The 12,609-nt window shown below is 44.3% G+C and carries 12 protein-coding genes; 10 read left to right on the top strand and 2 right to left on the bottom strand.

Annotated elements, in window-relative coordinates:
• Positions 1–249: 249 nt before the first annotated feature.
• From L5M11_RS04600 to oxyR, 3 genes are all read left to right on the top strand, one after another.
• The gene (locus tag L5M11_RS04600; RefSeq protein WP_263184806.1) at positions 250–1,179 is read left to right on the top strand and encodes a TIGR01212 family radical SAM protein; all 930 of its coding nucleotides are present in this window, start codon (positions 250–252) and stop codon (positions 1,177–1,179) included.
• 204 nt (positions 1,180–1,383) lie between these two features.
• Entirely contained in the window at positions 1,384–1,749 is a 366-nt protein-coding gene (locus tag L5M11_RS04595) for an Hpt domain-containing protein (RefSeq protein ID WP_028760840.1), read from the top strand.
• Between the two features lie 282 nt (positions 1,750–2,031).
• Complete coding sequence (gene oxyR, locus L5M11_RS04590) at positions 2,032–2,943, top strand: hydrogen peroxide-inducible genes transcriptional activator OxyR (protein ID WP_105249867.1); 912 nt, start codon at positions 2,032–2,034, stop codon at positions 2,941–2,943.
• A 55-nt stretch (positions 2,944–2,998) separates the two neighbouring features.
• Here oxyR and L5M11_RS04585 read toward each other — a convergent pair whose 3' ends face one another.
• Positions 2,999–4,066 carry an adenylate/guanylate cyclase domain-containing protein gene (locus L5M11_RS04585; RefSeq protein WP_105249866.1) on the bottom strand — a complete coding sequence of 356 codons (1,068 nt, stop codon included), beginning with the start codon at positions 4,064–4,066 and terminating at the stop codon, positions 2,999–3,001.
• A gap of 122 nt (positions 4,067–4,188) precedes the next feature.
• A complete protein-coding gene (mutH, locus tag L5M11_RS04580; RefSeq protein ID WP_263184805.1) occupies positions 4,189–4,860 on the bottom strand; it encodes a DNA mismatch repair endonuclease MutH in 672 nt (223 codons plus the stop codon).
• 690 nt (positions 4,861–5,550) lie between these two features.
• On the opposite strand from mutH, the gene rppH reads away from it, so the two are divergent.
• The 7 genes from rppH to L5M11_RS04545 all read left to right on the top strand — a co-directional run bounded on the left by rppH (position 5,551) and on the right by L5M11_RS04545 (position 12,511).
• Entirely contained in the window at positions 5,551–6,075 is a 525-nt protein-coding gene (rppH, locus tag L5M11_RS04575) for an RNA pyrophosphohydrolase (protein WP_006080762.1), read from the top strand.
• Between the two features lie 22 nt (positions 6,076–6,097).
• Entirely contained in the window at positions 6,098–8,332 is a 2,235-nt protein-coding gene (gene ptsP, locus L5M11_RS04570) for a phosphoenolpyruvate--protein phosphotransferase (protein ID WP_263191507.1), read from the top strand.
• 59 nt (positions 8,333–8,391) lie between these two features.
• Positions 8,392–9,192, top strand: a complete 801-nt coding sequence (locus L5M11_RS04565) for a sulfite exporter TauE/SafE family protein (RefSeq protein WP_028760835.1) — start codon at positions 8,392–8,394, stop codon at positions 9,190–9,192.
• A gap of 42 nt (positions 9,193–9,234) precedes the next feature.
• Positions 9,235–10,044, top strand: coding sequence for a prolipoprotein diacylglyceryl transferase (gene lgt, locus L5M11_RS04560; RefSeq protein WP_263191504.1), 810 nt, complete (start codon positions 9,235–9,237; stop codon positions 10,042–10,044).
• The gene (thyA, locus tag L5M11_RS04555) at positions 10,041–10,835 is read left to right on the top strand and encodes a thymidylate synthase (RefSeq protein ID WP_105249861.1); all 795 of its coding nucleotides are present in this window, start codon (positions 10,041–10,043) and stop codon (positions 10,833–10,835) included. The genes lgt and thyA overlap by 4 nt, the downstream gene beginning before the upstream one ends.
• 117 nt (positions 10,836–10,952) lie before the next feature.
• Positions 10,953–12,122, top strand: a complete 1,170-nt coding sequence (nhaA, locus tag L5M11_RS04550) for a Na+/H+ antiporter NhaA (RefSeq protein WP_028760832.1) — start codon at positions 10,953–10,955, stop codon at positions 12,120–12,122.
• 2 nt (positions 12,123–12,124) lie between these two features.
• Positions 12,125–12,511 carry a hypothetical protein gene (locus L5M11_RS04545; RefSeq protein WP_212599984.1) on the top strand — a complete coding sequence of 129 codons (387 nt, stop codon included), beginning with the start codon at positions 12,125–12,127 and terminating at the stop codon, positions 12,509–12,511.
• Positions 12,512–12,609: the final 98 nt, after the last annotated feature.

Below are 12,609 nucleotides of genomic sequence, written 5' to 3'. Positions count from 1 at the left end.
AATTGTTGAATTGTTATTCATTTTTGATGTGAGCAAGATCTCAGCGGTAAGCTGGCTAATTTGAGGATGCGCACATTTATGATAATAACGGTATGAGTCAGGCGGGAATTTGATGTAGCGCCAAGAAAACTCTCGCTACCTTATTTACACTAAGCTTTTTCTTCTATTTGTTCACGTATTTTCTTTTCTATTTGTGATTTTATCTTGGTTATTCTCAATGAAGCGATATGAAATTTGGTGGGTGCTCTGATGGGGCTTGATGCATATGTGAACACCTTTGGTGCCGTTTGTAAGGCGCGATATGGCACCCGACTGCGAAAACTTACTATAGATGCCAAGTTTACTTGCCCTAACCGTGACGGCACTTTAGGGCGTGGAGGTTGTACTTTCTGTAATGTGGCGTCATTTAGCCATCAAACCGCCGATGTATTGAGTATTACTGAGCAACTCGAACAGGGTAAGAGCCGCTATCGTGAGGCGAAGCCTCAGGCACAAGCCGATAAATTTATTGCTTATTTTCAAGCCTACACTAGCACTTACGATGAATATCAAGTGTTAATGGCTAAGTACGATGAAGCGGTTAAAGATGGCGAGATAGTCGGTTTATGTGTTGGAACTCGCCCCGATTGTGTGCCGAATAATGTACTGGATTTACTGGCGCGCTATCAGGAAAATGGTGTCGATGTGTGGTTAGAGCTCGGGTTGCAAACAGCCAAAGATGAAACACTGCGTAGAATTAACCGTGGCCATGATTTCGCTTGTTATTGTGACACTGTGTCGAGGGCGAGAGCTCGCGGTCTTAAGGTGTGCACTCATCTCATTCTTGGCTTACCCGATGAAACCCATAGCGATTATATGGCGACTTTAGCTGCTGTATTGCAGCAGGGCGTTGATGGCTTGAAGCTACATCCTTTGCATATCGTCGAAGGTAGCACTATGGCTAAGTCGTGGCGAAGTGGGCGCTTACCTTTATTGAGTCTTGAGGATTATGCTCACAGTGTCGGCGAGATGATCCGCCATACTCCCGCGGAAGTGATTTTTCACCGTGTCACCGCTTATGCGAAAAAACCTATGCTATTAGCACCCGATTGGTGTGCCTATCGTTGGGATGGATTGGTGGCGATTGTGGATAATTTGCAGCTTTATGGTGGACAAGGGCACGCATTAGCGCAACGATAGAGGCAAGTTAGTGGGATAAATTTACTCCCTAAATGTTATGTCGTCGCTATTATTTCGTAAGCGTTTATTTACGACTATTAGTTTGTTTTTTGTTAATTTTAATCTGAATTAGACCATGAATATCGCTATAAGTTGCACTGACAATTTTAGTGGGTATCATGTGATAAATTCGTTTTAAGCATTGAACTACTTAAGGGAGGCCTTATGGCCACAGTTGAATTAGAAGCAATCCTAGATCTCAATACTCTCGAACAGTACTGCAGCGCCATTGGTGCCGGTACCTTACTCAAGAGTGTGGTGTTATTTGAGCAGCTAATGCCTGAATATGTTGGAAATCTAGTGAAGGCTAACGACGCAGCAGACAAAGATACCTTATGTTCAGAAGCACATAAATTTAAAGGTGCTGCAGGTTCTGTGGGGTTAAAACGTATTCAGCAAATCGCCCAATTATTACAGCATGGCGAAGAAGCAAGATGGGATGCTGAACATGGCTCTTGGGTTGCTGACATCGTTGAACACGCGAGTGCAGATTTACAACAGTTAAAGTTATTCCTCCAAGCCAAAGCATAAAATATTATTTGCTAAGGTACGTTAAGGCGCAGCAATAATGTCTATTGTTGCGCTCAATTGAGTGAATCTTGCATTGGTTTTACGATTAAGTTTGTTGTTTTCGACATTTTCTTGTTAGTGCTTTTCCCATCTTATTTTGTTACTCCCACTTAAGTTTTACGGCGAACCGATTGAATATCGATTCGGGTCACAATCCTGATATCTTATGCCGCGTTATTGCTCATCACTTATGCTAAAGTAGATTTAATTTCTTAATTCATAACCTTAATGGCAATCGAGAAAATGAAAAGTTTACCTAGCTTAAAAAACTTATTCTATTTGGTGAATCTCCATCAAGAGCAGAATTTTAACCGCGCCGCTAAGGTGTGTTTTGTCAGTCAATCAACGCTTTCAAGTGGGATCCAAAACCTAGAAGAGCAGTTAGGACATCAGTTGATTGAGCGAGACCATAAGTCATTTATGTTTACCGCCATTGGTGAAGAAGTGGTGCAGCGCGCCCGTAAAATTCTCACTGATGTGGATGATTTGGTGGAATTAGTGAAAAATCAAGGTGAGCCGATGACGGGGGATATTCGCTTAGGCTGTATTCCAACCATAGCGCCTTTCCTATTGAGTCGTGTGATCCGCCAGTGTCAGCAATCTTATCCGGCGATGAGTTTATTATTGAAGGAAGATACCACTGAGCGTTTGCTAGATGCTTTGGGTAAAGGAGAGCTGGACTTATTGATCCTAGCGCTACCCGTTGATACTAGCGGTTACCACAGCATGAAAGTGGGCATAGATCCTTTCAAAATGGTTGCCCACAAAGATTTAGCGGGTGGCATACATCAACCTATTGATTATCAAACTCTGCCGGACGAGAGCATTTTTCTTCTGCAAAGTGAGCATTGCATCACAGGCCATGCTATTACTGCATGTCAGCTAGGTGATAGTGCGAAAGTCAATCCGTTTGCCGCCACCAGTTTGCATACTTTAGTGCAGATGGTGAACAGTAAACTGGGCACCACGTTTCTTCCGCAAATGGCGATTGATGCGGGTATTTTGAATGACACAGATTTAGTGGTGATGACGCCACCGGGTGAGGCACCTTACCGTGATATCGGCCTGGTCTGGCGTCAAACCACCAGTCGGATCTTAACTTTCCGCACTTTAGGTTTAATGATCCAAAAATTATTAACTAAGGACGAGGAATAAACTGACTGTAACTGCAAAGCATTAATTCAAGCTAAAGCTTAAAGTCGATTACAAATCAGAGCGGGGAAACGCCAAACACTTCAATTGAGTGTTGTTTCCCTTTGAGTTTGACTGGGCCTAGATTTGATAGGTGATACTGAGTGTTGGGGTTATCTAAACGTCCCGCGAGTGCACCCGAAATCAACATGCGCTGTCCTAGTGGATTACATTGGTCTTGCAGTCTTGCTAAGGTATTGAGCACGTCACTAAAGAAACTAATTTCTTGTTTCTGTACACCAACAACTGCAGCGACGACTTGGCCACAATGGGCCGCCGCTTTAAATTTCGGCACAAAGCCATAATGCTCTTCAAAGTAGCGGCGTTGCCAGTTCAGTTGTTGGCTAAATTCAAAATAGATATTCATGCAGCGGTCGTGAACTATCCCTTCTTCTAATGGCCAGTGAAGCAGCACTGCATCTCCCATATAGCGGTAGATTTCAGCTTCGTTATTGGACACAGTATCTGAAAGTAAACTAAAGCTGTCTTGGATCAATCGACTAAAGCGGTAATCGCCAAGTGATTCGGCATGTGTGGTTGAGGCGACCATGTCTAAATAGAGGAATAAGCGCTGCTCATATCTTGGCTTATGGTATTTACCAAGGCCTATGTTGAGTAAAATACGCGGCCCGACTAATAATGCCATTTGTTCGACAAAAGCTAAGCTGACTCGTACGACGACCAAATATACGATCAATGCTTGGAATGAAGGACTATAGAGAATGTGCGCCGTCAGCATTTGTCTGAGGGTCGACATGTGATTTTCGATGGCCCACATATTTAAAAACTGAGTCATATAAGCTAACGTCGTAGCACCCAGTAATAAAAACAAGCCCTTAAAGATGACTGAAAACACATAGGGGAGACGATTGATTGCACTGAAATCGGCAATGACGTTCGACATCCAATGTAAGCTGCCGAAAATAATCCCCATGTAGATAGCAAGTGTTGCGAGATCAGCCGAACTTACCGCCCATTGGGGCAGCTCTGGTGATTGGGCATATCGAAAAAACACGAATGCAGCCATGGCAATCGCCCAAGCTAAAATCGCAAAAAGGAGTTTTTTCGCTTGTCTACGTGCTCTCACTGCTTGATTGGTATCCGAATACGGCTGTAATTTCAGGATGCCGTAGTTTATAGAAAAGAGTCACCTTAGTGCCAGTGAAATTTGTGATCTGGATCAATCCAAGTCCATATCGTTACTAAAAATTAACCAAATACCTTATTAAGTATTATAGCAGTGAAACTGGTCTTTAAATAAAAGCCCCTAGGGTTGGTCATTTTGAGGCTACCATCTTCGGCAATGCTTTGTGTTAACGCCTTACTATTCGCGGCCTTAGGTCGCAATTGCAGCACTTCTCCGTGGCGCGCTGTAAGCCTCTCTACTTTTCCGAGGGCGATAAGCTCCATGATCTCTTCCCAATCCTGTTGCAGTAATTGCAACTCGTGCGGATCCGGTTCCCACAATATTGGCGTACCTATACGGCGCTCACCCACAGGAATATGCCTCTCTCCTTCAACGGGTACCCAAAGTACTCGCTGTAACTTATGGCAGACTAAGCTGTTTTGCCAGGTTAATCCTTGGATATTCGATAGCGGCGCCACGCAGACATAAGTGGTCTCCAGCGGTCGCCCCTGTGTATCAATGGGGATAGTTTTAAGCTCGACCCCTAAATGCAGAAAATCTTGCTCAGGTTTAGAACCCGCCGTTGCGCCTAATTCCATTTCGATTAATTGACCGACCCAACCTTTATTGCGTTTAAGATCCTTGGGGACACGAATGCTTCTTTGGCTTGCTATCTGCGCCAAACTCACGCCCGCCATCATGTTGGCACGTTCGAGTAGTTCAGATAGATTCTCGGGGGGGATAATTCGATTCATGGCTGGATTTTACTTAAAAATAACTGCTTAGCAATGGTGGTTAAAAAATGAGCCCTACAGGGTGGATTAACTTGTACCGAATGTTTTTATTCTAAGTGACTGATTTTAAATTTTATATCCGTGTTAACCCCCGTTTTGCAAAAAAGTGTTCAAAGTTACTCTCTGCTTTCCCTTGCGTTCCCCACATACTTATCCACAGATATTATGGATAACTCAGTAAAGTGAGCCTCTTAACCTAATAAAAACCCTAAGTCAATGCGAATAAAGTGCATTTATTCTGGCTTTTGTGGACAGTTGTGGACACTATTTGTGTATAAAGTTGAGTTATATCGCGAGAATGATAGAAATACTTCTTGCTGGTCAAATAATGAGCTTTATTGGTTTTTCAGTCTAAAATAAATCGTGATAAAAATGCAAGGCTATGAATTTATTTGTTATTAAGTTTTAACTCTAATTTTTTAAAATGATGGTAAATAGATGTTTTTTGAACGTTATAACAAGTTCACCTGAGTTTCAAACAGAGATATCCACAGAAAATGTGGATATCCCCGGATTTCATCCCCTAGCGTTGTTGATAAATGTCTTTTAAGTCAGATGTTATCCAAAGCTTAGGATAAAATAGAGGTTTGCTGAGAGACTAGCTTTATGAAACAATCAGTTTATTAAAATTTAATGTGATTTGGAGTCCATGTGATTGATAGCGACGGCTTTCGCGCAAATGTGGGCATTATAATTTGTAATAGATATGGCCAAGTCATGTGGGCTAGACGTTTCGGTCAACACTCATGGCAATTTCCTCAAGGTGGCGTCGATGATGGCGAGACAGCAGAAGAGGCTATGTACCGTGAGTTGTATGAAGAAGTGGGCCTAAGACCTGAACACGTGCATATATTAACCTCGACACGTTCTTGGTTGCGCTATCGTTTGCCAAAGCGTTTAGTGAGGCAAGACAGTAAACCTGTGTGTATCGGGCAAAAACAAAAGTGGTTTCTGTTACAACTGAAAAGCCAAGATAGTGCGATTAATTTGAGTTCTTCTGGGCATCCTGAATTTGACGATTGGCGCTGGGTAAGTTATTGGTATCCTGTGCGGCAAGTCGTGTCATTTAAGCGTGATGTTTATCGTAAGGTGATGAAAGAGTTTGCGGTAACGGCATTGTCATTCCAAACCCTAGAAATACCTAGGAAACGGGGAAGACAAAAAACAACGGGCTGATTTCAAAAGAGGATTGAAAACAGTGTTAAATACGCTTAGGGATATTACTCAGGCTGTGGCATCTGCCCACAGTTTGGAAACCGCATTAGAAATCTTAGTTTCATCGACTAAAGCGGCGATGGAAACCCAATGTTGCTCCATCTATATCCTAGAAGAGCAAGAACTCGTGTTATCTGCAACCGATGGTCTTGAAAAAAGCGCCGTTGGTCGAGTACGTATGCCGCTGACTGAAGGTTTAGTTGGACTTGCTGCCCAGCGAGAAGAGGCCGTTAATTTAGCGGATGCTCGGCTTCATCCAAGGTTTAAGCTTTTTCCTGAAGTCGCCGAAGAAGAATACCGCGCTTTTTTAGCTGTACCTATTATCTACCAGAAGGCTGTGGTAGGGGTGATAGTGGTACAGCAGGCGAGTGCTCGCCAATTTAGTGAGGGCGAAGAAGCCTTCCTGATGACGCTCGCCGCCCAATTAGCGATGGCGGTGCGTGGCTTAAAACAAAAAGCACAAGTCAGCTCCCATCACCAACAAATTCTGTTTCAAGGTACTTCAGCATCAAACGGTATCGCCATTGCGTATGCCTTCGTGCTTGGTGGGGAAATTCCCCTTGAACAGCCTGAGATGCGTTCTGACGATATTGCCTATGAATCGAGTCGCTTAACCACGGCTATGGTGCGTTGTAAAGAAGCAATAGGTGCCTTATCTCAACGGTTTGATCGCGAGCAAGATGACGAAGTTGTCTCCATTTTCAATGCATTACAGTTACTGCTCGATGATGCTAGTTTAGGCGGCGAATATACCCGTGAAGTGCAATTAGGCTGGGCTGCTGAGTCGGCGGTGAGCCGAGTGTCTCTACGCTATATTCAACAGTTTTTAGCAATGGAAGACCCTTACCTTAAGGAGCGGGCTAGCGATATTCGCGACTTAGGTCAAAAAGTATTGCGCCAACTTATTGAGCCTGAACGTCTAGAGCTTGAGCCCGATAAACCTGTAATCCTCATTACCCGTGAAGCCGATGCGACTATGTTGGCTGAGTTCCCAAGGCAAAAGCTTGCGGGTATTGTCACTGAGCTTGGTGGCGTAAACTCCCATGCCGCCATTTTAGCCCGTGCCTTAGGTGTGCCTGCTATTACAGGTGTAGAGCAACTGTTATCCGCCAATATTGACCAAAAACTTTTAGTCGTAAACGCAAGCCGTGGTCAGTTATTGGTGTCGCCATCACCTGCGATTGTCGGTGAGTATCGTAGCCTGATTTCGGCACAAAAAGCCTTGCAACGCCAGTATGCCCAAGAATTAGCGCTGCCTTCTGTAACCTTAGATGGTTCACGTATTCGCTTGTATCTCAATGCGGGATTACTCAGTGGTGTGGCCTCTGAAATTGCAGAGGGCGCCGACGGTATTGGGCTTTATCGCACTGAAATTCCTTTTATGTTACAACAGCGCTTCCCGAGTGAATCTGAGCAAGTCAAAGTCTATCAACAGGTCTTATCGGCAGCGTCCGGTCGACCTGTGGTGATGCGTACTTTAGATGTGGGAGGCGATAAACCTTTACCGTATTTCCCGATTAAAGAAGACAATCCTTTCCTTGGATGGCGCGGTATTCGCTTGTCTCTGGATCATCCTGAGCTTTTTTTGGTGCAGTTACGGGCCATGCTACAGGCTGGGGGAGACGGTAAACAGTTAAGTATTTTGCTGCCTATGGTCAGCAACTTAGATGAAATCGATCAATCCTTAGAATATTTGCAACAAGCCTATGTCGAATTAAAAAACGATGTTAACAGCGACATAGTGATGCCACGAATAGGCATTATGCTCGAAGTGCCTGCCATGTTATATCAGTTGGATGATGTGGCAAAACGAGTGGATTTTGTCTCTGTTGGTAGTAATGATTTAACCCAATATTTGCTGGCTGTTGACCGTAATAACCCGCGGGTGAGCTCGTTATTTGACAGTTATCATCCTGGAATATTGCGGGCTTTGCATCAGGCGCACCTCGATTGTCGATACCATAAACTCGATATTAGTATCTGTGGAGAGTTAGCGGGCGAACCTATGGGGGCCATTTTGCTGGTGGCTATGGGATACGATCAGTTGAGTATGAATCAGGGCAGTTTAGCGCGGATCAATTATCTATTGCGACGTGTTGCGCGGGCCGATTTAGATCAATTACTTGCTAAAGCGCTGAGCCTATCAAACGGCTTCCAAGTGCGTGAGCTGGTTAAAGAATATTTGACCCAGCAGGGTCTCGCAACAATTCTTAATTAACTAATGCTGTGTTTTGCTTTAAGCTAAGGCCCTCAATTTATCACGCTGTAGGTACTCGTGTGGATAGTTTGTTGTTGGTGTTCTTTATTTGCTTGGCTTTAGGCGCATTTGTCGGCTTTATGGCAGGGTTATTAGGTATCGGTGGCGGCTTGATTGTAGTGCCGGCACTGCTTTATATTTTGCCATCGGTCGGTATTAGCTCTACTCAGCTCCCCCATATTGCAATTGCCACTTCGCTAGCAGCCATTATTCTCACCTCTATTTCGTCGGCACGTGCCCACCATAAGCGTGGCAATGTGCCTTGGGATTTATTCAAATCAATGTTACCGGGCCTGATTATAGGCGCGCTGGCTTCAGGTTTTATTGCTGAGCGTATTCCCGCTGATAAGTTACAACAAGGTTTTGCCATCTTTGTGATTTTAATGACAATTCAAATGGCTTATCCCGTTAAGGCCGAATCAAATCGTCAATTACCTAATTCAGTAGTGCTTTTTGTTGTATCGGCTTTTGTTGCGGTTTTGGCAGGTTTGACCGGGATAGGTGGCGGTATACTGATAGTGCCATTTTTGACTTTTTATGGTTTACAGATGCGTCAAGCCGTGGGCTTTTCTGCGGCGATGGGCTTCTTAATCTCTCTTTCTGGCAGTTTCGGCTATATTATTGCAGGAATGAATGCCCCTGAGTTGCCCTATGGTACCTTAGGCTATATCTATTTACCTGCATTGTTTGGTTTAGTGATCACTTCTGTCTTGATGGCGCCTGTGGGGGTAAAAGCGGCGAGCACTTGGCCAACACCTGTACTTAAAAAGATATTTGCACTGTTACTTCTATGTGTCGGCCTTAAGTTAATTCTGACCTAGTTTTTATGTTTATCTCAGTTTGAGGCTGCTAATGGATGTGTTATGGCGTTGAGTTTCCCCAATATCGATCCCGTGATCGTTTCATTTGGACCGTTTAATCTTTTTGGACAAACCTTTGAACCGGCACTGCGTTGGTATGGTTTTACCTATTTAGTCGGATTTGTTGCGGCTATGTGGTTGTTGAACCGCCAAGCCGACCGTTCAAAGGGGATATGGACGCGGGAGCAAGTTTCAGATTTACTCTTTTATGGTTTTCTTGGGGTGATTTTAGGTGGCCGTATCGGTTACGTGCTTTTTTATCATTTCGATTATTTCCTCGCCAGTCCCCTATATTTATTTAAAATCTCTGAAGGTGGCATGTCCTTCCACGGCGGTTTGATGGGCGTGATTACGGCGATGCTTTATATCGCGTGGAAACAAAAACGTACTTTTTTTGCTGTCGCCGATATGGTGGCACCTGTTGTGCCTATTGGTTTAGGCGTTGGTCGTATTGGTAACTTTATTAACGGCGAGCTTTGGGGACGAACCACTGATGTGCCTTGGGCTATGGTGTTTCCAACCGGTGGGCCTGACCCACGTCATCCATCCCAGTTGTATCAGTTCGCCCTTGAGGGCGTAGCATTATTCCTATTACTTTACTGGTTTAGCAAACGTACCGATAAAGTCGGTGCGGTCTCTGGTATGTTCTTAGTCGGTTACGGTATGTTCCGTATTATGGTTGAAACTGTGAGGCAACCCGACACACAGTTGGGACTCTACTGGGGATTTATGACTATGGGGCAGATACTCTCTGTGCCTATGGTGTTAATCGGTTTGTACTTGATTTTTCGTAAGCAAGGTAAGCAGCAATGAAACAGTATTTAGACTTAATGAAGCACATATTAGCCGAAGGCGTGGATAAATCGGATCGCACAGGTACTGGGACTCGCTCGGTATTTGGCTATCAAATGCGCTTCGATTTGAGCAAAGGTTTTCCTTTGGTGAGCACCAAAAAATGCCATATGCGCTCTATCATCCATGAATTGCTGTGGTTTCTGAAGGGTGAAACTAACGTCGCCTATTTACGCGAAAATAAGGTCAGCATTTGGGATGAATGGGCCGATGACAATGGTGATTTGGGCCCAGTTTATGGTGCCCAGTGGCGCAGCTGGCCAACCCAGAGTGGTGATGCTATCGACCAGATTTCGCAAGTTATCGCCCAGATAAAATCTCAGCCAGATTCTCGCCGTCTTATCGTTTCTGCTTGGAACGTGGGCGAACTGGATAAAATGGCTTTGGCACCGTGCCACGCATTTTTTCAGTTCTATGTAGCCGATGGTAAATTATCTTGTCAGCTGTATCAGCGTAGTTGTGATGTGTTTCTTGGTTTGCCATTTAATATTGCCAGCTATGCTTTGTTAACTATGATGGTCGCCCAGCAATGTGACTTGGCCTTAGGTGATTTTGTGTGGACGGGTGGCGATACCCATTTATATTCTAATCATATGGAACAGACGGCACTGCAGTTAAGTCGTGATCCAAAACCGTTGCCGACCATGACTATTGTACGCAGACCTGAGTCGATTTTTGACTATCAATTCGATGATTTTGAATTAACAAACTACGCTCCACACCCTCATATCAAAGCCCCTGTTGCTGTGTGATGTATGTTTTTTAGTCTAACACTTCGGGATAGCCGAGGTGTTAGGGAGAAACTTACGATTATATTTGTTATTACAATTCGTCTACACTCAATTCATTATGATTTTTAGGAGTGCAAGATGGAAAAAGCAATTAGAAATTTTCTGAGCCAAGAGTCGGCTGGCGGTATCCTGTTATTGGTTGCTGTTGCCTTAGCCATGCTGATGGCCAATTCCCCCTTATCTGGACTTTATCAAGGCTTTTTAGGCACTGACGTTCAAGTCAAAATTGGCGAGCTCAATATACACAAGCCACTCATCCTGTGGATAAACGATGGCTTGATGGCCATATTCTTTTTGCTGATTGGTTTAGAAGTGAAACGTGAGTTACTTGAAGGCGCCTTATCGAGTGTCGCTCAAGCTTCCCTGCCTACCTTTGCAGCCATTGGCGGCATGTTAGTCCCTGCTGGTGTGTACTTACTGTTTAACTACGGTGATCCTGTCACACAAGCGGGCTGGGCGATTCCTGCCGCGACCGATATTGCCTTTGCCTTAGGTATTATGGCGCTGCTCGGAAGCCGCGTTCCTGTTTCACTGAAAGTCTTCTTACTTGCTTTAGCTATCATCGATGACTTAGGCGTCATAGTGATTATCGCGCTGTTTTACAGTACTGACTTATCAACCATCAGTTTAGTGATTGCCAGTTTAGCGATTGCGGGCCTGGTCGGGTTAAACCGCAAAGGGGTTACTTCACTTTTACCCTATGGCATCTTAGGGTTAATTCTTTGGGTTGCCGTACTTAAGTCTGGAGTGCATGCGACTCTGGCTGGCGTCATCATTGCTTTTTGTATTCCATTGCGGGCAAAGGATGGCAGTTCACCCTCAGAAGGCTTAGAGCATAGTTTGCATCCTTGGAGTACTTTCCTCATTTTGCCAGTGTTTGCTTTTGCCAATGCGGGCGTTTATGTCGGCAATATGAATTTGGAGACGTTAATTTCTCCTGTTCCTGTTGGTATTGCATTGGGCCTGATGTTAGGTAAGCCAATCGGTGTAATGTTATTTAGCTTTATTGCGGTGAAACTAAAATTAGCTCAATTGCCCGATGGCGTAGGTTGGAAGCAAATTGCCCCCGTCGCGGCCATGTGCGGTATTGGTTTTACTATGTCTATGTTTATTGCGTCGTTAGCCTTTGAACATGCAGACCCTATGTACGGTGACTTAGCACGCCTAGGGACCTTAATCGGTTCGATTATGGCAGCGTTAGTCGGGTATTTCTGGTTATCAAAAGTGTTACCTAATAAAGGAGTATAACTATGATAAAGTTGAAATTAATGGGAATAGCAACGCTCTTATGTTTATCGACATCCGCGACGGCATCGCAAATTTCGGCCTGTAATCAGGATGCAAACTCGCAGACTTGCCAAAGCTATCTTGAAGGGATAGTGGATGGCGCTTTGATGTTTAAATCTGATTCCTTAGGGGCGAGATTAGAAACTAATGGTTATGAATCGAGGGCACTTAAGTATCGCGGTGGTAAACGTTTCCAAGAAGCGAATCGAACCTATTGCGCCGAACGTATTCCAGAACGTAACGTTTTAGTTTCAGGAGTCACTGAAGCGGTAAGTCTGGGGAATGCTGCCGATTTGGAGCAGTTACAAGGCATAGTTACTAACTTACTCGACTGCCAGCGTTTAAAGTAACTTGACTGGGAATCATCAGGTTTTTAATCATCTGATTTTAAACTAATCGAGTTTAAAATAACACAGTAACCCCTCAGCGCTTTGGCGTTTGAGGGAGC

Source organism: Shewanella sp. SM87, assembly GCF_025653705.1.
GTDB lineage: Bacteria > Pseudomonadota > Gammaproteobacteria > Enterobacterales > Shewanellaceae > Shewanella > Shewanella oncorhynchi.
This window is presented reverse-complemented; position numbering and strand designations above follow the sequence as displayed.